This window comes from Pseudidiomarina salinarum (assembly GCF_000753715.1).
Taxonomy (GTDB): domain Bacteria; phylum Pseudomonadota; class Gammaproteobacteria; order Enterobacterales; family Alteromonadaceae; genus Pseudidiomarina; species Pseudidiomarina salinarum.
Map to the genome: position 1 here is coordinate 801,559 of NZ_JPER01000001.1, position 22,750 is coordinate 824,308.

General features: G+C 51.2%; 16 protein-coding genes, 1 tRNA gene and 1 pseudogene. 6 read left to right on the plus strand and 12 right to left on the minus strand.

From position 1 onward, the window contains the following. Nucleotides 1–20: 20 nt before the first annotated feature. The 3 genes from IDSA_RS03840 to IDSA_RS03850 are packed head-to-tail and all read left to right on the plus strand — an operon-like array spanning nucleotide 21 to nucleotide 1,890. A complete protein-coding gene (locus tag IDSA_RS03840; protein WP_034774357.1) occupies nucleotides 21–569 on the plus strand; it encodes a carboxymuconolactone decarboxylase family protein in 549 nt (182 codons plus the stop codon). A 20-nt stretch (nucleotides 570–589) separates the two neighbouring features. Beyond that, nucleotides 590–1,000 carry a hypothetical protein gene (locus tag IDSA_RS03845; RefSeq protein WP_034774358.1) on the plus strand — a complete coding sequence of 137 codons (411 nt, stop codon included), beginning with the start codon at nucleotides 590–592 and terminating at the stop codon, nucleotides 998–1,000. Nucleotides 1,001–1,017: 17 nt separating this feature from the next. Further along, on the plus strand, nucleotides 1,018–1,890 hold the full coding sequence (locus IDSA_RS03850; RefSeq protein WP_034774359.1) for a TraB/GumN family protein: 873 nt from the start codon (nucleotides 1,018–1,020) through the stop codon (nucleotides 1,888–1,890). On the opposite strand, the pseudogene IDSA_RS03855 reads toward IDSA_RS03850, so the two are convergent. Further along, a pseudogene (locus tag IDSA_RS03855) lies at nucleotides 1,868–2,122 on the minus strand (alkaline phosphatase family protein); the annotation flags it as partial. The gene IDSA_RS03850 and the pseudogene IDSA_RS03855 overlap by 23 nt on opposite strands. A gap of 29 nt (nucleotides 2,123–2,151) precedes the next feature. After that, the gene (locus IDSA_RS03860; RefSeq protein WP_126760530.1) at nucleotides 2,152–2,361 is read right to left on the minus strand and encodes a hypothetical protein; all 210 of its coding nucleotides are present in this window, start codon (nucleotides 2,359–2,361) and stop codon (nucleotides 2,152–2,154) included. A 47-nt stretch (nucleotides 2,362–2,408) separates the two neighbouring features. Between IDSA_RS03860 and IDSA_RS03865 the strand changes: the two genes are divergently transcribed. Continuing rightward, entirely contained in the window at nucleotides 2,409–4,325 is a 1,917-nt protein-coding gene (locus IDSA_RS03865; RefSeq protein ID WP_034774363.1) for a Lon protease family protein, read from the plus strand. A 92-nt stretch (nucleotides 4,326–4,417) separates the two neighbouring features. Continuing rightward, nucleotides 4,418–4,930 (plus strand): 3-hydroxyacyl-[acyl-carrier-protein] dehydratase FabA, encoded by a 513-nt coding sequence (gene fabA / locus IDSA_RS03870; RefSeq protein WP_034774365.1) that lies wholly within the window; start codon nucleotides 4,418–4,420, stop codon nucleotides 4,928–4,930. 73 nt (nucleotides 4,931–5,003) lie between these two features. Here the strand turns inward: fabA and rmf are convergent, their stop codons facing one another. From rmf to rlmKL, 5 genes are all read right to left on the minus strand, one after another. Beyond that, nucleotides 5,004–5,177, minus strand: coding sequence for a ribosome modulation factor (rmf, locus tag IDSA_RS11980; protein WP_084694028.1), 174 nt, complete (start codon nucleotides 5,175–5,177; stop codon nucleotides 5,004–5,006). 194 nt (nucleotides 5,178–5,371) lie between these two features. Next, nucleotides 5,372–7,114 carry a DUF3466 family protein gene (locus tag IDSA_RS03875; protein WP_034774367.1) on the minus strand — a complete coding sequence of 581 codons (1,743 nt, stop codon included), beginning with the start codon at nucleotides 7,112–7,114 and terminating at the stop codon, nucleotides 5,372–5,374. Nucleotides 7,115–7,121: 7 nt separating this feature from the next. Beyond that, complete coding sequence (gene uup / locus IDSA_RS03880) at nucleotides 7,122–9,047, minus strand: ATP-binding cassette ATPase Uup (protein WP_034774369.1); 1,926 nt, start codon at nucleotides 9,045–9,047, stop codon at nucleotides 7,122–7,124. Next, nucleotides 9,044–9,280 (minus strand): glutaredoxin family protein, encoded by a 237-nt coding sequence (locus IDSA_RS03885; protein ID WP_034774370.1) that lies wholly within the window; start codon nucleotides 9,278–9,280, stop codon nucleotides 9,044–9,046. Before IDSA_RS03885 ends, uup begins: the two co-directional genes overlap by 4 nt. Next, complete coding sequence (rlmKL, locus tag IDSA_RS03890) at nucleotides 9,273–11,408, minus strand: bifunctional 23S rRNA (guanine(2069)-N(7))-methyltransferase RlmK/23S rRNA (guanine(2445)-N(2))-methyltransferase RlmL (protein ID WP_034774372.1); 2,136 nt, start codon at nucleotides 11,406–11,408, stop codon at nucleotides 9,273–9,275. Before rlmKL ends, IDSA_RS03885 begins: the two co-directional genes overlap by 8 nt. A 191-nt stretch (nucleotides 11,409–11,599) precedes the next feature. On the opposite strand from rlmKL, the gene IDSA_RS03895 reads away from it, so the two are divergent. Beyond that, nucleotides 11,600–11,676, plus strand: a tRNA-Met gene (locus IDSA_RS03895). A gap of 1 nt (nucleotide 11,677) precedes the next feature. Here the strand turns inward: IDSA_RS03895 and IDSA_RS03900 are convergent. From IDSA_RS03900 to pepN, 5 genes are all read right to left on the minus strand, one after another. Further along, the gene (locus IDSA_RS03900; RefSeq protein ID WP_084694029.1) at nucleotides 11,678–13,474 is read right to left on the minus strand and encodes a bifunctional 2',3'-cyclic-nucleotide 2'-phosphodiesterase/3'-nucleotidase; all 1,797 of its coding nucleotides are present in this window, start codon (nucleotides 13,472–13,474) and stop codon (nucleotides 11,678–11,680) included. Then, a complete protein-coding gene (locus tag IDSA_RS03905; protein ID WP_034774375.1) occupies nucleotides 13,471–14,034 on the minus strand; it encodes a cell division protein ZapC domain-containing protein in 564 nt (187 codons plus the stop codon). The genes IDSA_RS03900 and IDSA_RS03905 overlap by 4 nt, the downstream gene beginning before the upstream one ends. Before the next feature lie 68 nt (nucleotides 14,035–14,102). Continuing rightward, nucleotides 14,103–15,110 carry a quinone-dependent dihydroorotate dehydrogenase gene (gene pyrD / locus IDSA_RS03910; protein ID WP_034774376.1) on the minus strand — a complete coding sequence of 336 codons (1,008 nt, stop codon included), beginning with the start codon at nucleotides 15,108–15,110 and terminating at the stop codon, nucleotides 14,103–14,105. A gap of 3 nt (nucleotides 15,111–15,113) precedes the next feature. Next, nucleotides 15,114–19,949, minus strand: a complete 4,836-nt coding sequence (locus IDSA_RS03915; protein ID WP_034774377.1) for an NAD-glutamate dehydrogenase — start codon at nucleotides 19,947–19,949, stop codon at nucleotides 15,114–15,116. 164 nt (nucleotides 19,950–20,113) lie between these two features. After that, on the minus strand, nucleotides 20,114–22,738 hold the full coding sequence (gene pepN / locus IDSA_RS03920) for an aminopeptidase N (protein WP_034774378.1): 2,625 nt from the start codon (nucleotides 22,736–22,738) through the stop codon (nucleotides 20,114–20,116). Nucleotides 22,739–22,750 lie beyond the last annotated feature (12 nt).

The window sequence follows — 22,750 nt, forward strand, 5'->3', positions numbered from 1 at the left end:
TCAAGAACAAGGAGAGCACGATGTCCGATTTTACTGTTCATGACAAAGATTCAGCCCCTTCTGCCAGCAAGGAACTGCTTGAGGCGTCAGAGAAAGATGCCGGTATGATTCCGAACTTACATGGTGTTATGGCCGAGTCCCCCGAATTACTTGAGGCGTATCAGACACTGCATAAACTGTTTCTGAACAGCAGTTTTAATAATGAGCAGAAAACCGTGGTCTGGATGGCTGTAAACGTGGAACATAAGTGCCATTATTGTGTGCCTGGTCATACCGCGATCGCTAAATCAATGGATGTCAGTGACGACATTATCGATGCATTACGTAATGAAGCGTCACTTCCCTCTCATGAGCTGGAAGCACTGCGCGACTTTACGCTGAAGGTGGTGCGATCACGTGGCCAGGTAACCGACGATGATCTTGAAGATTTTTATAAAGCGGGTTACTCGAAGAAAAATGTGCTAGAAGTTATTCTGGCTGTCGGTCAGAAAACCATCAGTAATTACACCAACCATATTGCTGAAACGCCCGTTGATGAAGCGTTTGAAAAATATCGTTGGAACAAATAGACCTTATAAGGAATACCATTATGGTTGGACTTCAATCAAAAGGTACTAAAGTGCGTCTGCAGTGGTCTTTGTTCGCGCTGCGGCTGGGCGTTTTTATCGTTATGTTGGTATGGACCCTGGACAAGTTTGTAAATCCCGGGCATAGCGCGGGCGTATTTGAGAATTTCTACTTCATATCAGGGTTAGGTGAAACGGCATTTTTCGTTATAGGTATCATTCAGTTAGCAATTATAATTGGCTTTCTGCTGGGTTTTAGAAAGAGAATTACCTACGGCTTAGTGCTGATTATGCATGGCATATCAACACTGGCGTCGTTCCCGGTATACCTGAGCCCATTTAATAATCTGCTATTTTTTGCCGCCTGGCCTATGTTAGCAGCCTGTCTGGCGCTGTATTTATTGCGCGACGAAGATCAGAAGCTAACCATTTAGACTGAGAGACTCATCTGATGCGGCATAATTTTTGCGCAGCGCTCCTTGCCGGGGTGCTGCTTTTTCTCGTTTCGGCAGGCGCTAATGCGTCATTGCTCTATCGTATTAGCGGTACGGACATCCAACAGCCATCCTATCTGTTTGGCACCATGCATATGATCTGTGAGCGCGACTTTAACGTGGATGACCGTATTCTGCAGGCATTTAGGGCTACCGATCGTCTGGTGCTGGAACTGGATTTAACGGACATGGCGGTTGCACAACAGCTGCAGCAGAGCGTTCGGCAGCCGGGGGGCCCTTACCTGCATAAGCACCTTACGGCGGAACAGCTTAAAGAAGTTGATGCGGCATTACAGCAAATTACCGGGCAGCAATTTAGCTATTTTCAGGAGTTACGGCCTTTTGTGCTGAGCAGCATGCTGCTAAGACAGCAGCTTAACTGTCAGCAACTCGCCTCCTGGGAAGGATTTTTCCTACAGCAGGCGCAACGAACAGAGAAGACTGTTATCGGTCTGGAAACGGTTGCCGATCAGATCAGTATTTTCGACCGCATTCCTCTTGCCAGGCAAAGCCAGTGGTTCTGGCAGATGATTGACGAGTTTGAGCAATCCAGTGCTGACCTGCAGCAAATGAAAGATCTGTTTCTGGAAGAGGATGTAGATAAGCTCTACGAGTTTATTGTGCAGCAGCCAGAATTTGCCGAGTATCGCCCGATACTGCTTGATGATCGTAATCAGAACTGGGTTCTGACCCTGCAACCGCTACTTGCCGAGCGACCCACCTTCATCGCGGTTGGTGCCGGGCACTTAGGTGGGGCTCAGGGCCTGATCAGTCTGCTCCGGGATGCCGGCTATATCGTCGAGCCCGTTACTGTAGCAGCGGCGCAATAGTCGCTGCATCCCCGTCAATTGCTTCAGTAATAGGTAATCCCAGCAATGCGGTCACCAGCGGATAAATATCGACGACAGAGAGCCGGGAAAGCTTAGCCTCGTTAGCGATGCCAGGCCCGGTTGCGCTACCAATTAGGTTATCTACAAAGAGCACCGCCGCGCGCGTTTGCGGTGAATCCGTTCCGAAGCGGTGGCCGATACTGTCTACCTGATGAAAATAACTCATGATGAGTGACGGTCTGGATACTTGCGGCTGTACTGTTAAAAATAACGGGTCGTTTTACCGTTGATAAGCGCGTCTGGCTCAGGCCCGAAATAGGTAGCGGCAATCAGGCCAAATTGTTCTGCCAGATTCCACAAGGGTGCGCCGGCGCTCACCGGTGTCGGTTGCTGAGTTACATCCGGATTGTTCGATTGTGCTGAGAAGCTCAGCAGCAGGCCGAACGTGCTAATACATAACTTTTTGATCATGACGATATCGGCTATCATAGGCGGCTAATTCAAGGAGACGATATTTCATGCATGTAACTGCTGATGCTTTACAACCAGCTATTGATAACTGGGCTGAGCAATACCCTGACACCTTCAGCCCCAGCGCCCTGGTTGGCCAGAATCGTGCGACCTCAGCGCTGCATCAGGCGCTCAGCATTGCCGGGCGCTATGCTCACGGCTTTTTAGTGACACCAGCGGGGCTGCGCACCTATGATGTGCTGCAGGAGCTACAGCAGCTGCATACATGGGATTTTGCCGAAAAATATGACTGGGTTTACCTGGCCAATCCGGGCTCCGCCAGCGAGCCACGCTGCATTAATTTGCCCTGCGGAAAAGCCAGTGCGTTTCTGACCGATCTCTGGACGCTGTTTGAAACGCCGGTAGCTAATCGGCAGGAACTGCTCACGGCACTGCGCGATAACTATCCGACTGAACGGGTGCATGACTATCTGGCAACGGTAGCAGAGAAGAATTTCGAGGATTTGCCTGGCAGCGAGATGGCGACGATTATCGTGCAGCATGAAGAAAATCAGGCGGTTACGCTTTGCGATCGGGTTACTGAGACCAACTTGTTTGGCAGCATCCGTTTGCAGTCCGTCGAAGGTACGATCAGCTCTGATCTGCATCTGATCGAAGCGGGCGCCCTGCTTAAGGCTAATGGCGGCGTACTTGCTATTGATGCCGAGGAGTTATTATCCCAGCCAGGGTTATGGCGTAAGTTAAAGTATATTCTGCGCACCAGTCAATTCCACTGGCCGCAGCCGGGTGAAGCCAATATCGCAGCCTTTTACCGGCCAGAACCAGTGCCGGTGCATATCAAAGTACTGTTATTGGGTGAGCGGGATATTTACGGGCAACTGCGTGAGCTGGATCGCGATTTTGATAATCTGTTCCCTTATCTGGCTGATTTTTCCGGGCACTACCCGTTAAGTCAGTTTCCGCTCGCGCCCTACTTTGACTACCTGGCCTATGTGCAGCGCGAAGCCGCCGTGTTACCACTGAATCGTAACGCCTACCCGCTGGTGTTTAAATTTGCCTCACGGCTGAGTGATTATCAGACCGAATTAAGCCTCGATACCATTGCGCTGATGCAGCTGCTCCGGGAATCATCGGCCATAGCCGCAGCACATGGCTGTAACGATATTCAGGGCGAGCATGTGCAACAGGTATTACAGCAACGTAAATACCGTGACGGTTACATCGCCGATTTAAGCCGTCGCTCTATTCTGGAAGGACAGGTCTACATAGCCACTGACGGCCAGGTCGTTGGCCAGGTTAATGGTTTGACAGTCGTCACTGCCGGCGGCAGTGAATTTGGCGAACCATCGCGTATTACCGCCACAGTCCACTATGGTGACGGCGATATTATTGATATCGATCGCAAGTCAGAGCTAAGCGGTAATATTCACACTAAAGGCGTGATGATTCTCAGTGCTTATATCGCTAATGTTTTCGCGCGCAGCGAAGCCATGAGCCTGTCAGCGACTATTGTCTTTGAGCAGTCTTACCATGAAGTCGATGGTGACAGCGCGTCGCTGGCTGAACTCTGCTGTTTATTGTCGGCACTGGCTGAGGCGCCGATTGAGCAAGGCCTGGCCATAACCGGCGCGGTTGATCAGTTTGGCCGGGTGCAGGCAATAGGTGCGGTGAATGAAAAAATTGAGGGCTATTTTTCGCTTTGTCAGGCGCGCGGCCTTACCGGCCATCAGGGAGTGATTATTCCGGCTGCTAATCTGAGCCAGCTTAACCTTGAGCCTGAGGTGATCGAAGCAGTAAAGGCCGGGCAGTATCATATCTACGCGGTCAATCATGTCACTGAAGCGCTGGAACTGCTGACTCAGTCGGATCAGAAAAAGTTATATGCCCGTATCGAACAGCGGCTCGACGAATTACAACATACGGATCGGGTTCCGAACTGGTGGCGACGTTTGCTGGGCCGATAAGTACTAGTCGGACTTGTTAAGCGTACACGTGTTAGCTAAGCTAGCGGGACTTTTCGATAAGTTAATCTGACATTGAGAATCACAAGGTATTTATGAAACAGTCTAGTTATACGCGTGAAGAGCTGCTGGCATGCGCTCGCGGTGAGATGTTCGGACCCGGTAACAGCCAGTTACCAGCCCCTAATATGCTGATGATGGATCGTGTCGTTGAGATTAACGATCACGGTGGCGAGCACGGCAAAGGCTTTATCCATGCCGAATTAGATATCAAACCGGATCTCTGGTTTTTCCAGTGCCACTTCATTGGTGATCCGGTAATGCCCGGGTGTCTGGGACTGGACGCTATGTGGCAATTAACAGGCTTTTTCCTGGCATGTGCCGGCGGCCCGGGCCGTGGTCGTGCGCTTGGTGTGGGCGACGTGAAGTTCAGCGGACAGATCCTGCCTACCGCCAATAAAGTAAGCTATTTCATTGATATGAAACGGGTTATTAAACGCTCCCTATATATGGGTATTGGCGATGGCCGCGTTGAAGTTGACGGGAAGACAATCTATACCGCTAAAGATCTTAAAGTTGGCCTGTTTACGGACACCTCTAAGTTCTGATTATCTACCGTGCAGAACGAACAAAGCCCGCGATAGCGGGCTTTTTTGATTGTACTCTTTGATTGTACTCTATTTATCGGTATAAACCGACACCGCGAGCTTCCATCGCATCGCGCCAGCCGCCTAGCCAGTGAGACCGTATGTCCTGACTCTGATATGGGCAGTTTTCTTTGGAGCGACCTGATACACCGGCTTTAAAGCCTTGTGAATGGGCGCGTTCGAGGCGATCGCGTTTTTGTCTTTTCATCTTTAGCTTCCTCGTGCAGATTTACTTGTATTGACAAGACAGAGCCAGATAAATACTGCGTGGCTCTTACATCTATTGATAGCAATTCTGGACGGGAGTTCAAGGCAAAAAAAAGCACGATTCATCTAACTTAAGCTAAGTCGATGAAATCGTGCTTATTCTGCGACGAACTTTTCTTAGAACAAGTTTTATGCCTAACTAAGGAAGCGGCGACGAATTGTAATAAGACCACCAATCAATAACATAGAAAAGATACTAATCAGTGACGTCGAGGCGCCTTCACGTTCAATCTTTTGTTCCGTCACGTCACAGTCATTAAGCTCACCGCTGATTGGATTCATCCGCAGGGTCTTAACGATTTGCTCGGTCTTCTGATTCCCTTCGGCATCAGTGTATTCGGACTGTACCAGAGCGGTAGCAAGGATATCGCCCTGTTCGTTTATCGCTTCTGCAGAAACGATAAAGTAGCCTGTATCACACTGAATGGCGTCATTCAGATTGATGACACCGGCATCCGGATTATTCAGATCATACATAAAGCCAACGCGCCGCCGGGTGGTTGACAGTGATGGCTCGATCTCAGCAGTACCTACTACAATACCGTCGTTGTTGAGATCATTTGGAACCATACTGGAACCAATAAAGAAGCTCGGTAGTTCGGCAAAGGTTTCAGTATCAATATCGTAGGTGAAGCCGACATTGCGACGTACACCCTGAATGGTTCGGATTAAGTATCCGGTAACCAGGTTATCGTCGTTCACGGCATTGGCACTACCCCAGATATAAACTTCATCGTCGGTAACCGGCTGAACAGAGTCACCAACAAATACCGCTGGCATCTTAATCCGGTTATTGACGTTTGTATCGTCGCCGCGGAAGTAAGTCCAGCTTTGCCCTACCGCGATGTCATTGTTATTCACCGCGAAAGCATAGCTGGAGAAATCACCATCATCCTCTGCACCACGATCCATCAGGGTTCCCAGTGGCGTGGCCGATATCACCGAGCCGGCGGCATCAAGCTGCCAACGCATAGCGCGGATATCATAAATGGAACGGTTTGCCTTGATGGTACCGCCCTGCATATTGCTGGAAAGGTTAGCAGCCGCTGAACGTTGTTTAGCGTGCCATAGCTCCCAGACACAGACATAAAACGGCTCTGTCGACGTTGGATCAGCTGTATCTTCTTCGCACTTTTGAATGCTTTCAACCGATTCAGGCGCCACAGCCACACTGGCGAAGCCCACCGCAACATTATTGGCATTGATGTCAAACATAACGGCTTCACCACCTAAATGGGCTTGCTCTGGTGGCGCATAGCTATTAAAGCTGCTGCCGTTATGCCAGATTGCCCGGCTGGTAAAGTCACGCTCGGCGTACACGATGGTTTGGGTAACTTCGCCAGCTTCGTTGAAAACTTCATGCTCCAGTGGCCGGTAAGGTGCCGTACCGAAGCCAACGAAAATATTATTATCGTTCATCCCGTAAAAATAATGATCCGCAGTATCTTCCATTTCCGGCGTAGCTTCATCGGTATCATTAAACGGAGCGTGGAAAGTCACGCCCTGGCCGTTGTATGAGCCGGCAAAGTTATAGGCTATACGGGGGTTCTGCAGGAAAGCATTGGCGCTATCTTCGAGCAAATTGACCAGCCTGGTATACTGCTCCCTGGATAGTTCAAATGTCTCGGTATCGATCTCTTCCGGAATGCCGGCATTGTTGCGGGTAGCGTTTACCAGTTCGGTTACGTCAATATCGCGATTTTCAGGAAGCCGTCCTAATACCGCAGCCATCCCCGTATCGTTAATATCTGTCGGGAATAAATGGCGTACTTCAGCCGGCGTGGGCAATTCCTGAAAATTGTACGTGTCTGCCTGTACTGCAGCAACAAAGGATGCGGAGACAGCCGCGCTGACCGCGGCTAAAGTGAGTTTTTTCATAAGTGAATTAACTGCTCTCTTGTTGTAAGTTTTCTAATTCGTCCCAGCGCTCCAGAACTTTTACCAGTTCTGTTTCGATAGCACCTAGTCGGTCCAGCGCACTGCTGGTTATGGCGTGCGACTGATTATAAAAATCCGGGTCGCTAATTTGCTGTTGCAACTCGGCCTGCTCTGCTTCCAATGCTTCTATCCGTTGCGGCAGCATATCAAGTTCCCGCTGCAGCTTATAGGATAACTTTTTTCGCGGCTTTTCAGAAGCCCGCGGAGGCGCTGCTGAAGGCGTTGATTGGTCAGACTGCCGGGCAACGGATTTAGTTCCCGTCTGCTGCTGCAGATAGTGTTCTACCTCGCTGAAGCCACCAAAAATCTCAGTTACTTTTCCGTCACCTTCAAACAACAGCACACTGGTGGCGGTATTGTTAACAAATTCCCGATCGTGGCTGACCAGAATAACGGTGCCCTGATAATCTGCGACGATCTGCTCCAGCAGTTCAAGGGTATCGATATCCAGATCGTTGGTCGGCTCATCGAGAATTAAAAAATTACTGGGTTGCAGAAACAGCTTAGCCAGCAAGGCTCGGTTACGTTCGCCGCCAGACAACGCGCGCACTGGCGTACGTGCCTGTTTTGGCGAAAACAGGAAATCCTGCAGATAGCTCAGGATATGCCGGCTACGGCCACCATAAGTAACGTCCTGCTTACCTTCGCCGACGTTTTCCGCAACGGAAAGCGCAGGATCCAGTTGCGCGCGGTGTTGATCAAAATAGGCAACTTCGAGATTAGTGCCCAGTTTAATGACGCCACTATCAACCTTCTGCTGGCCCAACAGTACCCGGATCAGCGTACTCTTGCCACAGCCATTAGGGCCAACCAGCGCCACGTTATCGCCCCGCTGTAAAGTCAGCGAGAAATCTTTCAGAATAACCTGGTCGCCAAAGCTAAGGTTCAGCCCTTCGCCTTCAAATACCAGCTTACCTGATCGCTGTGCTTCCTGAACGGATAGCTTCGCAGAGCCCTGCTGTTCACGCCGCTGGGCGCGCTGCTTACGGAGCTCCTGCAGGGCTCGTACACGACCTTCATTGCGCGTACGGCGCGCCTTGATGCCCTGACGAACCCATACTTCTTCCTGGGCTAATTTTTTATCGAATTCGGCGTTATGGGCCTCTTCTATCTCAAGGTTTTCCTGCTTGAGTTGCAGGTATTTGTCATAACTGCCGGGATAGCTGGCCAAATGGCCGCGATCCAGATCAATGATGCGGGTTGCCAGGGCCCGGATAAATGCCCGGTCATGGCTGATAAACAGAACCGCGCCGCGAAACTCTTTCAGCATGGTTTCCAGCCAGCGAACCATATCTACATCAAGGTGGTTGGTAGGCTCATCAAGTAACAGTAAGTCGGGCTGAACCACTAATGCCCGGGCCAGCGCAACGCGCCGTAACCAGCCCCCTGAGAGTGACTCCATGGTCGCGTCAGCAGGCAGGGATAGCTGCGTAAGAACCTGTTCAATACGGGTCTGCAACTGCCAGCCATCGGCTGCTTCAAGCTGAGTTTGTAGTTTGCCGAAGCGATCCATCAACTGATCCATCGACTGGCCGCTGGTATTCTCAGTGAGCTGCTCGGAAATATGATGGTATTCTTTTAAAATATCGCCGACATCCGCAAGTGCTTCAGCCACATAGTCAAACACTGTCTGTGGCGAGTTCGCCGGTGGATCCTGAGGCAGCCGGGTAATCACCGTATCGCCTACGATCTGAACCGCGCCGTTATCAAGCTGGGTGTGGCCGTCCAATACCTTGAGTAGCGTCGATTTACCTGCCCCATTACGGCCGACCAGACACAGGCGCTCACCCGCTTCGATAACCAGGTCAACACCATCCAGAATAGCGTCATTTCCAAACGCCAGGTGGGCATTCTGCAAGCGCACAATACTCATGAATTCAAAAACTCCTCTAATTCGTTACCAAAAGGCCAGCGTAGCTCGGCGTCATCTCCGTCCCGTACTAATACCGGTACTAACCAGGCGTACTCTTCCAGTAATGCAGGCTGCTGGCTAATATCCACTATGTGCAGGCGCACCGGCTCATCCGGTTCGCTATGATGGATTGCCAGCAAGGCTTCGTTACACAACGGGCACTCGGGTTTGGTTAACAGATAAAAATCAGTCAAAGCTGGTGATCCGATATAAATGGTGAATATTCTTATTCCGACTGAAATCCAGGGGAATGGAACGTTGCGTTAAGTCTTCCGCTTTGAGGTAAAGTTCCGAAAGCGCTTCTTCATCAAGCTTAAATCGCCGTTTATTGTTAGAAAACAGGATAACGCCATCATCTTTCAGCAAGCGCGCGGCAAGTTTGAGCAATAACGGGTGATCCTTCTGCACATCCAGAACATCATCCATGCGTTTCGAATTGGAAAAAGTCGGCGGATCAAGAAAAATAACGTCAAAGCGTTGCTGCGGACGTTGCTCGCGCAACCAGGTCAGACAGTCGGCCTGAATAAACTGATGCTGCCGGCTATGTATCTTATTGAGTTGGAAATTGTCTTCACCCCAGTTCAGGTAAGTTTTCGACAGATCCACGGAAACAACCTGGCTTGCACCGGCCAGTGCCGCGTGTACCGAGGCGGTACAGGTATAGGCGAACAGGTTCAGTACGGTTTTACCTGCACTCAGCCGGGCTAATTCACGGCGCGCCCAGCGGTGATCAAGGAACAGGCCGGTATCCAGGTAGTCACTCAGATTGACCACAAACTGGGCGTTATATTCGTTAACCACAGTGGTCAGGCCGCGTGGTTGCTGCTTCTGGTATTGCTGCTTGCCCGACTGGCGCTGGCGCACCTTCAGCGTCATTTTATCCGCGTTGAACGGCAGCTCCTGGGCCAGGGTATCGAGTAAAAACCATAACCGTTCCTTGGCAATTGCTTCCGGTATATCTTTTGGCGCAGCATATTCCTGAATGACCAGAAAATCATTGTAGACATCTACTGCCGCATTGTATTCAGGCATGTCGGCGTCGTATAGCCGCCAGGCGCTAACCCCTTCTTTCGCCGCCCATTTTTCAAGTTTCTGGTAATTTTTACGTAACCGGTTAGCCAGATCATTGGATTGCGATTGAGTAAACTCTGGTTGCTCTTTAGTTAGGTCATAAAGAGCCAGAACGGTCTCTAGCGCACCGTTGTAGAGCTTATATTTTTTGCTACTACGCAGCTTCATGCGCTTCAGCAGTTGTTCATCGCCCGCCAGTACCGCCGCATGCCAACCCTGAAACTGCTGGCGTAACTGCTGGCCAAACCGACGGTAAAGTAGCAGGGTCTCCACCTCTTCGCCTAAGCGTTCGCCATAAGGCGGGTTACAGACCAGTAGTGGTGGCTGTTCTTGTTCAGCGGCGATAACCGGACTGGTTATCTGATCCGCTGCCTTCATCTGCCACTCACATTTGCCAGCGAGGCCAAGACGGACCGCATTTTGTTCGGCGATAGCAAGCATCTTCGGATCGGTATCGGAGCCATAAAAGCGTACCGCAGATTCCTCCAGCGCTTGCTGATGGCGGTGCTCGGCTTGTTCCAGTTGTTGCTGCCATAGCTGCGCATCATGAGCAAGCCAGGCTTCAAAGCCCCACCCACGCCGGGTCAGGCCGGGTGCGCGGTCATAGCAAATCATCGCAGCCTCAAGCAACAGCGTACCTGAACCGCAAAAAGGATCCATGATGACCTGGGTGTTGCGGGTTACGCCCGCGCGTAGTACAACGCCTGCAGCCAGGGTTTCGCGTAACGGTGCTGTGCCCTGCTCCTGGCGATAGCCGCGACGATGCAGGCTGTCACCGGATAAGTCCAGATACCAGGTTAGTTTATCTTTATTGAGGTGGGCATTAATGCGGATATCGGGCTGATCTTTCGACACCGACGGGCGCGATTCGCCAATTTCCCGGAAGCGATCGACAATACCGTCCTTGACCAGCTGCGCGCCAAACTGGGTATGGCGTATATCGCGGTTTTGCCCCCGAAAATCAATAATAAAGGTTCGGTTCGAACTGAAGACTGTTTCCCATTCAGTAGCTGCTACTGCTTCGGGCACTGCGTCGGCGCGCAAAGCTTCGCATTCACCCAGCTTCAGCAGCACCCGGCTGGCCAGGCGGCTCCACAGACAGGCGCGATAGGCCAATGCCAGGTCGCCCCGAAACCAGCATCCTGCGAGAGTCTGACGAACGTCGGTCGCACCGATTTCATTCAGCTCGTCAAAAAGTAAAGGCTCAAGGCCTTTGGCGCAGGTGGCAAATAACTGCAGATTTTCACTCATGTGAGTAGTAGACCCATATCCAATAATCAGGGGGCGATTATACCGAACTCAGAGCCGTCTGTATTGGGGGAAATGAGGATGAAATGGGTGATAACCTTAGTGAATCGGCATGAATCGCCGGAAAAGTAAGCAGTCAGCACGAATGCCTCTTGCGTTCTCAACAGATACTGGTAGTATGCGCATCAATCGGACGCGGGGTGGAGCAGTCTGGTAGCTCGTCGGGCTCATAACCCGAAGGTCGTAGGTTCAAATCCTGCCCCCGCAACCATTTAATCCGATGTCGGTATACCCTCAATATTCCAATGTTTTACTAATTCTTCCTGATAGCCGTTTTCTCCCAGATATCTGAAATAACGCACTAAAATATCCTGTATTTGATCGGGACTCCGATAAACCAGAGTTGATCCGTCCAGATCAGGCACATCGCCGCCACCGGTTGCGCGATAACTATTGACCATCACCAGAAACAGCATGTCGTCAGTTACTGCTTGCTTGCCATAATGCAAAGCCAGTATTCGATCCCCCTGTGCGCGTCTCGGATCAATCCGGTACGACAAACCAAACAAACTATCAAAATTATAGCCAGGGAAATCCGTGTTCACCCAGGCCCAGGACTGCTCTCGCTTGCTGGCCTCTGGCTCGCTAACGGCCTGCGCACTAAACTCCAGCCAGCGCTTTATTTGCGCGCCATTGAGCTTAACGACGTCCAGGGTGTTCGGATAACGGTAGAGATCAGCGATATCGCCCAAGGTTACTTGCCCAGCGTTGATTTCGGTATAACGGCCCTGCTGTTCGTCTTCAGCACTTAGCGCAGCGTTAAAAGGTGCTGTCGCGCTCAGTAACGGCAAATCATCCAGCCGTTCAGCCGGAATATGATGTTGTGCGTACCATAGCTGGGCCTGATGAATAAGCTGAACTGCCAGCTCCGGTTGTAGTCGCGCGCGGCGATAACTTAAAGGCTGAGCGGTATAACCGACAGGCTGAGCAACGAAGGCTTTGGTCGCCTGATGGACCGCTTGTAGCTTGTCAGCAAAACCTGAATCATAGCCGGAATCAGTCGCACGGATGCTGCTTCGGGTCGATACCACGCGCCACTGTTGATCGCTGAATTCCAGATCAAGATCAATAATACCCAGGTGCTCACCATAAGCGCCGGGCTGTACTGCTGGCACACCGCGAATGCGACCTGCTCCGCTATCGACTCCGGGCAAGTCATCATAGGCTCCGGTGCCAGGAAACACCTCGTGTTGGTGACCCAACAGCAAGGCATCAATGCCTGGTATTCCGGCCAGCTCCCAGCCGGCTTGCTCTGTGTCTTTCGGGTTCTGCGTCTGCTTTGGCATGCCGGTATGCGCCGCCAGTATGACAATATCGGCGCCTTGCGCGCGGGCTGTTTTGACCTGCAGCGCAGCAGCGGTGACCATATCAGTCATGGTCGCCCGCCCGCTCAGGTAACGGGCATCCCATTGCATAATTTGGGGTGGCATCACGCCAATTACAGCAATGTTGACCGGTAGTTCATTACAGTGCTGATCAACAGCCACGCGATGCAGAATGGTGTACGGCTGAATTTGCTTACGCAACCTGCCCGGCGCGTCATCCAGCCAGTGAATATTTGCACTAAGTACCGGAAATTGGGCCTGGCTATAGGCCTCGGCAAGATATTCCAGCCCATAGTTAAATTCATGATTGCCCAGGTTGGCCGCGTCATAGTCAAGGTAGTTCAGCGCCTGAATGAACGGATTGCCGTTGTGTTCATCCCCTGCTCCTCCGGCCACAATCCAGTCTGCAACTGGCGAGCCTTGCAGCAGGTCGCCGTTTTCAATGAGCACTGATAAGGAAACTTCTGTGCGCGCAGCATGAATCACGCTGGCGGTATGAACTAAGCCACGCTGAACGGGCTGATTGGAAAAATAATCGTAGCCGGTTAACTGAGCGTGCACATCACTGGTTTCCATGATGCGCAGGGTTGCCCGGGAGGGTTCAACGGGTCCTGAAGGCTGGCAGGCGGTTAGCATCATGATAAATAAAAGATACATCGCCAGTAATGGCGACTGTCTTGTCATGCCCGCTGACGAAAAGAGCCGCCAGAGGTTTGTTTATTCTCTGGCTGAATAATGCGGCTGGATTGCAGGCGATTGGTCAGCACTTTAACCACGTCAAATTCTGACAACGATTTGATTTCCGACAGTTCCATCTGTTTGTCGAGTAGCATGCACTCGGCAAATTCACCATCAATACCTAAGATCACAAAAGTCGCTGACGCCATTCCTGAATTCAGCTCAACCAATACGCCCTTCTGTAAATGGTATCCCGGGCAATGGGTCTGCTGCTGAAAATGCCAGCTCTGTGGCATTTGCGGCCGTCCGAAACGTCGGATAATGGTGTGATTTAAAGCGATTTGAACAATCTGCATCGGCGCCCAGTGATCATAACCGCTCAGCACGTCGAAAATTTCCTGAAATTCAGCAGCGTCTTCCAGAGTGAAGGCCGCATTCATTGCGTGCATCGAGACTAATTTGGAAGTTTTATAAGGACACGCGTGCATAAGCCCGTCGCCGAGCTCTATTGATAACTGTTGGGTTTCGGGGTTAAACACCCACCGCCAGTTCTGTGAAGCTTGCACTAAGTTGATCCTTTAACAAAAGCTGCCTGATAAAAGCAGTTGTCTAAACTAACCAAAAACCAGCTAATTTACAAGTTTTTGACAATCCGCTGAACCAGTGTCGGCCCTTCGTAGATGAAACCAGTATATATCTGTATAAGCTGTGCGCCGGCTGCCAGCTTGGCTTTCGCGCGTTCGGGGCTATCAATGCCGCCTACCCCAATCACCGGAATTTTATCTCCCAGGTGGCTATGCAATAGCTGAACCACGCGGGTGCTGGCATCAAACAAAACTGAGCCACTAAGCCCCCCGGCTTCATCCGAGTTTGGTAGCCCGGCGACCTGCTCCCGGCTTAATGTGGTATTGGTGGCGATCACACCGTCAATCTGGTGCTTTAATAAAGCCTGAGCGATGTCAGCAATACCCTCATCGCTAAGATCAGGTGCTATTTTTACGGCCAGGGGGACGTAGCGGCCATGCTTGCCGTGCAATTCGTACTGCAGTTCTTTCAGCGCTGCCAGCAGGTCATCAAATGCGTTACCATGCTGAAACGCACGCAGTCCCGGGGTGTTCGGCGATGAAATATTCACCGCTATATAGCTGGCATAAGGATACACTTTGCGCATGCAGTGCAGATAATCATTTACTGCCTGATCCTCAGGTGTATCTTTATTCTTACCTATATTTATTCCTAATATACCCCGATAACGGGCCGCCTTGATCTGTTCGACCAAATAATCCACGCCTTTGTTATTGAACCCCATGCGATTAATTAGTGCGGTCCGCTCCGGGATACGGAACATCCGCGGCTTGGGGTTCCCAGGCTGTGGCTTTGGCGTCACCGTACCCACTTCAATGAAACCGAACCCCATCTGACTGAAGGCATCAATCGCTTCGCCGTTTTTATCAAGACCTGCGGCCAGACCGACCGGGTTCGGGAAGTCAATTCCCATAACCCGGACCGGGTGCGGCTCAACCTGCTGTCGCCAGGTCAAAGATAAAGGGGTATGCGCGTAGCGACGCAACAGCCCCATCGTAAAATCATGCGATTTCTCGGCGTCCTGACGGAATAACCATGCCCTTACCCAGCTATACATGGCTTATGCCGTTGTACAGTTATGGTTTAGCAGCATGAGTTCACGCAAGGTCACTGAGAACTTGGCGAATTCATGGGTCTTGGTCGTTCTGAAGTCATTGAGTGTCTGTAACCAGCGCTCTACATAGACATTGTTATGGTTCAGCCAGGCGTCGAGGATCGCCGAAGCATCCTTCTTCAAATCCGCACCCTTAAGCATACTCAGCGTCAGTGAGCGTTGTTGCCAGTCCAGCTCTTCGCGGAATGCCGCACGAGCCAGCGCCTGCCAGTGGTTGTCGACCGGCTGGTTGTTGATCTGCTCAAGGAACCAGTGCAGTGACATCCGCGCGCCCAGGCTAAAGTAGGCTTCCGCCACCAGACCCACTTTACAGTTGGTCTGATGAATAATGTCGGCAATATCCATAGCCGAGAACAGCGTCGATAATATGCCAATCTGATGTGCTAAATCTTTCGGCACACCTTGCAGTTGCAGCTTCTCAATTTCTTTCTCAAGTGCCGCACGTTCATCTGCCACAACGTATTTCAGAACGTTTTTCCGCAGGTCATTGAAACTTGCCTGGTAAAAATCCAGATGTTCCTGAATAGTGCCAAGCGACGGGTTTTTATGACGCAGGAACCAGCGCGTTGCGCGACGTACCACACGACGCACCTGGAATAGCATGCGGTTCTGAATCTCTGCCGAAACCTTATTGTTTTGGGCTTCAATTTGCTCCATCAGGCCACGCAGATTAAAGCACTCCCGGGCGACCACATAAGCCGCGGCAACCTCAGCGCCCGTTGCGCCGGTAGCATCCTGCTTGCGATAAACGAAGTTCGGACCCATGTCGTTAACAATATTGTTCGCCAGACGCGTGGCGATTATTTGTCCACGCAGTGGGTGTGTCTGCATGGCATCGGCAAAGCGCTCCTGCAACGGCTTAGGAAACGCGTTAATCAGGGAACGTGCATGGAACGGGTCGTTAAGCACCAGTTCATCCTGTAGCTGTTCCTTCAGAACCATTTTGCCGTAGGCAGTCAATACTGCCAGCTCTGGCCGGGTAAGCCCCTTGCCGTTGGCCTGACGCTCAGCCAGCTCATCGTCATCAGGTAAGTATTCGAGCGAACGGTTGAGTTGCCCTTCCCGCTCAAGGTGATGGATAAAGCGCTGTAGCTCTTTGATCTGATCAGGTCCGCGGATAGCGGTAACTGAAATCGACTGAGACTGACGATGGCAGTCTTTGACAACGATCTGCGCAACTTCATCAGTCATTTCAAATAAGAGTTTATCCCGCTGCTTCCGGGTCAGATCACCTTCTGCGACCACGCCGTTAAGCAGAATTTTGATATTGACCTCGTTATCAGAGCAGTCAACGCCACCCACGTTATCGATGGCGTCGGTGTTAATGCGTCCGCCATTGCGGGCATACTCGATACGACCTAACTGGGTGAAGCCCAGGTTGCCGCCTTCACCGACAATCTTCGCCCGTAACTCGCTACCATTGATACGCAGCGCGTCGTTGGCACGGTCGCCGACATCGCTGTCACTCTCTTTGGTACTCTTCACATAGGTACCGATACCACCGTTCCAGAGCAGGTCAACCGGCATCTGCAGGATGGCTTTGATCATATCTGTTGGCGTCAGAGATTTTTTCTGCGTACCGAACAGCTTTTTCATCTCTGGCGTCAGCTCAATCGCCTTAGCACTGCGGGCAAACACGCCACCGCCGGAAGAGATCAGCTTTTTATCGTAATCTTCCCAACTGGAGCGAGGCAGGTTAAACAGCCGCTCACGCTCTTTATAGCTTGAAGCCGCATCCGGCTCAGGGTCGATAAAGATATGCATATGGTTAAAGGCCGCGACCAGACGGATATGTTTGGATAACAGCATGCCGTTACCAAATACATCACCCGCCATATCGCCAACGCCGATAGCAGTAAAATCAGTGGACTGGCAGTCAATACCAACTTCACGGAAGTGGCGTTTAACTGATTCCCAGGCACCGCGTGCGGTAATCGCCATTTTCTTATGGTCATAACCGACCGAGCCACCGGAGGCAAAAGCATCGCCCAGCCAGAAATTATATTCAGCTGAAATGCCATTGGCGATATCTGAGAACGTCGCGGTACCTTTATCCGCCGCAACTACCAGATAAGTGTCATCTTCGTCGTGGCGCACCACTTGGTCCGGATGAACGACCTCACCGTTAACGATGTTATCAGTGATATCCAGCAGTGCCCGGATAAAAGTCCGGTAACAGGCCTTTCCTTCTTCAAAGAATGCTTCGCGCTCGGCGGGGAGTTTCTTACAGTAGAACCCACCTTTTGCCCCCACAGGGACGATAACGGTGTTCTTAACTTGCTGCGCTTTAACCAGACCAAGCACCTCAGTACGGAAGTCTTCACGACGATCTGACCAGCGCAAGCCACCACGGGCAACTTTGCCGCCACGCAGATGCACACCTTCTACCCGCGGCGAGTACACGAAGATCTCATACTTGGGCAGTGGCAGCGGCATTTCCGGTACCATTTCAGGCAGGAACTTAATGGAAATATAAGGCTTCTCATTGCCGTTCTGATCAGGCTGGAAGAAGTTCGTCCGCAGCGCCGCAAGGATAAGCTCCACATAACGACGAATAATACGATCATCATCCAGGTTCGCGACGTTGTCTAATTCAGTATTGATACGTGTTTCCAGCGCCGCAATTTTCTTCGTGCGCGATTTGATCGACGGCTCGAATTTGCTGTAGAACAGCTTAACAATCAGCTTGGCGACTAATGGATATTTGTTAAAGGCACTTTCGATATAGCTCTGGCTGAATGTCGTACCAATTTGCCGCATGTATTTGGCAAACATCCGCAAAATAACCACCTGACGGCCAGTCAAACCGGCACTTAATACCAGCCGGTTGAAGCCATCATCTTCATAGTGGCCTTGCCATACTTTGGCAAAGGCGTCCTGATAGACATCACGTATGGCTTCCAGATCAAGCTTAACGTTACTGTGCAGCATCTGGAAATCCAGTACCCAGTAAACGTGGTTATCCGTGGCTTTAATCTGATATGGGCTTTCGCCAATGATCCGCAAGCCGAAGTTTTCCAGCATCGGCAATACATCCGACAGGTGAATCGGCTCATCTTTATGGAATAGCTTTAACCGGATCTTTTTGCTCTGCTCGTTTTCTTCGCGTGAGCGGTAAAACAGCATCCCCAGTTTGTGATCATCATCCAGCGCTTCCAACTGCTGTAAGTCAGCAATGGCGACCGATGGCAGTACTTCTTCTTTGTAGGCGCGCGGGAACGCGTTGGCATATTTCTTATTAAGTGCATTAGCTCGCGCTTCACCAAAAGTACTACGAAGAATGCGCTCAAAATTGTCTTCCCAGGTGCGGGCTGCTTCAACCAGATTCTGTTCGAGTTCTTTCACGTCAATGTCCTGTACGTGGTCGCCAAGGCGCACGGTGTAATGGGTCCGTGCCAATGATGATTCTGAAAAATAAGTGGTAAAATCAACGTCGCTTGGACTGTCTAAAGAACGAGCCAGGATCTGTTGAGTTCGTTGCCGTAATAAGGTGTTATATCGCTCTTTGGGCACGTACACCATGCATGAAGCAAAGCGACCAAAAATGTCGCGTCTTACAAACAGGCGGGTCATATCCCGCTCCTGCATTTGCAGTACGCCTAGCCCTATCTCCAATAAGTCGTCTTCGTCGGCCTGAACGACCTCATCGCGGGGATAGGTCTCAAGAATATTAAGCAGCGCCTTGGCCGCATGGGAATTGGGTGCAAAACCTGAAGCATCCATTACCCGCTTGATTTTTTCGCCAACCAGTGGCACATCGCGCGCACTGTTATTATAAAAGCTGCTTGAATACAGGCCGATGAAACGATCTTCGCCAATCACTTTGCCTTTCTTGTCAAAGCGCTTGACGCCAATATAATCGCCGTACGCCGGTCGGTGGACACGCGATTTTGAATTGGTTTTGGTCACCAGCAACAAGCTGTCGTTAAAGGTCAGATCGCGGGCAACTTCCGGCAGCGATGAAACAGGCCGCTCTTTATTGGTTGCTGACTTACGCATGAGGCCCAGACTGGAGTCGGGTTGCTGACGAATAACGTGATCACCCTCAACAGCCACCAGGTCGTAACGGCGGTAGCCCATTAAGGTAAAGTTGTCTTTTGCCAGCCAGCTCAGAAAGCGTTGTGCTTCTTTCAGTTTTTTAGCCGGACCGGGATATTTAATTTCACTGAGGCTTTCGGCCACTTCTTTGAGCTTTTCACGCATTGGCCGCCAGTCTGAAACCGACAAATTCACTTCATCCATCACGGAAGCCAGTTCAGTCTTTAATTTAGTCCGGGCTTCTTGAGATGTCTGCCGGTCTACTTCAATCAGGAACACCGTATCCACTTCGTTGCCGTCACGGACACCCGGCTTCAAGAGCTCGGTAATGCCCTGCTCGTCGTCACGCCGGTGGCTGATGGGCAAATGCAGTAACAAGTGGGCGCTGATTCCCAGTCGCGATAACGCCATGCGCACGGAATCAACCATGAACGGCGTATCAGACTGAATAATTTCAATAATGGTATGGGCTGATTCCCAGCCATGACGGGCTACTTCAGGGTTATAGACTTTAATAAGTGCTTTTTCGCCGGGCTTGTATTGATTGAAGCTGTGCCAGAGGCCCATAACAGCACCGTACAAGTCACTGTCGTTACGCTCTGCGAGATCATCGGAGGAAATGTTTCTGAATAACCGAAGCGCGAAATCCTGGATTAAATCGGGTCGATCAGTTGCGCGTTTTTGTATCAGATCGGCCACTTTCTGTAAAATTACGGGGAGCTGGCCTTGGCCATAAGAATTCATGCTTGTGTCCTTGTAACCCATTTAGAAGTAGCGATGTCATCAAAACTGATTTTGACGACAAAAAGTAGCTCGCATTATTGTCGGACATTTGTCAAAGGTATTCAATGTTTATTGCGCGGAATGATAGTGTTCAGACCACGAAATCCGTGGCCTGAACCTGTGCGCTATGGTTCCAGACTCGATTCGATTTTTTCTGCCAGATCGGCAGCCAGATCGGGTAGTTGTTGTAGCCGCTCCAGTTCATGGCGCATCAGCTTTTGCCGACTGCTGTCAAACCGGCGCCACTGCGTGAACGGGGTTAGCAGACGTGAGGCGACCTGCGGGTTAGTGCTGTTTAACTGGGCAATGACATTGCCGATCAGTTTATAGCCGGTACCATCCGGATGATGGAAACCAACCAGGTTACGGCTGAAGGTCGCTAGCAGAGAATAAACCCGGTTCGGATTCGTCAGGGTAAAACGCCGATGCCCCTGAAGTTCGCTCACCTGCTCTACACTTGCCTCATAGGGGCTGCTGGCCTGAACGGCGAACCATTTATCCAGTACCAGCGGCTCGTCCTGCCATTGTTGCCCGAAAGCGGACAGCAATTCTTGTTTACAGGGCAAGTTAAGATGGACAGCGGTTTGCAGGGCAGCCTGCTGATCGGTCATGTTGTTGGCCCCGCGGAAGTGCTGAACCAACTGCTTACTATATTGGTCCGGCGCCGCCAGGCATAGATAGTACAGGCTCAGATTACAAAGGCTCCGGGCAGCTATGGCTGTGCCGCTAAGCTCATAGTCCGACTGGCAGTAGTTTTCATATAAAGCCTTAAAATCGTGCTGTAACGCGGTGGCAATCGCCTGTTTCAGTTGCCGACAGGCAGCCGCGATAGCAGTTACCGGAATCTCAGCCGGATAGTGTTCGGCTAACTCCTCCGCGGTGGGCGGGCTTAATGCCAGGGCCCGCAGGGCCGGATCAATGTCAGCCCGGGCCAGGCGTTTCAGAGCAGCGATCAGCTCATCGGTAAGGCAAATGTCCTGATTGCTGGTTATCGCCTCTTTGAGTAGCTGCAGATAGATGCTCTGCGCCGCTTCCCAGCGGGTGACTTCAGCTTCGGCGTGCGCTAACAGTACCAGTAACTCGCTGAGTGGCTGGTGATAGTTGAGCCGAACCGGCGCGCTGAAGTTTTCCAGCAAAGAAAATACCGGCGCTTCGCTCAGGCCGGTAAGGACAAAGGTCTGTTCGGCATCAGTTAGTTCAAGCAAATAGCTGCCAGACTCATGTCGCGTCAGGCTACCGCTATCAGTTTGTAATGTCAGAGGTTGACCTTCCTTATCATAAGCACTGAGCAGTAATGGAATATGTACCGGATGTTTATCAGTCTGACCGGCAGTTGCCGGCGTCTGCTGCTGTAGGCTTAAAGTGACCTGCCCGGTAGCGGAATTAAATTCGCTACGCACCGATACCATAGGCGTACCTGCCTGACTGTACCAACGCCGGAATAAGCTAAAATCACGGTTGTTCGCCTGTTCCATCGCCGCGACAAAGTCTTCGCAGGTCACCGCCTGCCCGTCGTGACATTCGACATAACGGCGCATGCCTCGCTGGAAGCCTTCTTCGCCAAGCAAGGTGTGCAGCATGCGAATAACTTCAGCGCCTTTGTTGTACACGGTCACCGTATAAAAGTTATTCATTTCAATAACTTTGTCAGGGCGAATGGGATGCGCCATAGGGCTGGCGTCTTCATTAAACTGGTGACTGCGAATAATGCGGATATCCTGAATGCGGTTAACCGCCCGCGAACCCAGATCCGAACTAAATTCCTGGTCGCGGAAAACGGTCAGCCCTTCTTTCAGGCTAAGCTGGAACCAGTCACGACAGGTAATACGGTTGCCGGTCCAGTTGTGAAAATATTCATGGCCGATAACCGATTCAACAGCGAGAAAATCCTGATCGGTGGCGGTTTGCTGATCAGCCAGTACGTAGCGGGAATTGAAAATATTCAATCCTTTGTTTTCCATGGCGCCCATGTTGAAGAAATCAACGGCCACGATCATATAGATGTCGAGATCATATTCCAGACCAAACCGCTGCTCGTCCCAGCGCATCGAATTCTGCAACGCGGTCATAGCGTAGCGGGCGCGCTCAAGATTGCCACGATCGACAAATATATGCAGATCGATGGTGCGTCCGGAAACGGTTTTGAAGGTATCTTTATGCACATCAAAATCGCCGGCGACTAAGGCAAACAGATAGGCTGGCTTAGGAAAAGGGTCATGCCAGGTGATCCAGTGCTGGCCATTTTCGCCTTCGCCCTGCCCAACCCTGTTGCCATTACTTAATAAGTAGGGGTAACGGGCTTTATCGGCAATAATTGTGGTAGTAAACACCGCAAGTACATCAGGGCGATCAAGATAGTAGGTGATGCGCCGGAAGCCCTCAGCCTCACATTGGGTGCAAAAGGCCCCATCCGACTTATACAGCCCTTCTAACGCGGTATTGCTGGCCGGATCGATCTCGGTTTCAATGGTTAGCAGGAAGCTATCCGGAACCCCGTCAAGGATCAGGCCTGTGGCAGTAAGCTGATAGTCGTCGGGGGTCAGAGGGCTACCATCAAGCTCAATCCGCACCAGCTTTAACTGTTCGCCGTCAAGCTCAAACGCTCCGGGCGTCTGCCGCTGAATGCGCATAGAGTTAATAACGCGCGTCTGCTTTTCGTGCAGGTGAAAGGTCAGTTCGACTGTTTCAATGGTAAAAGCCGGAGCGCGATAATCGCTCCGGTATTTCGCCTGGTGTTCAGTTGTAAGCATAATTTACCGCTA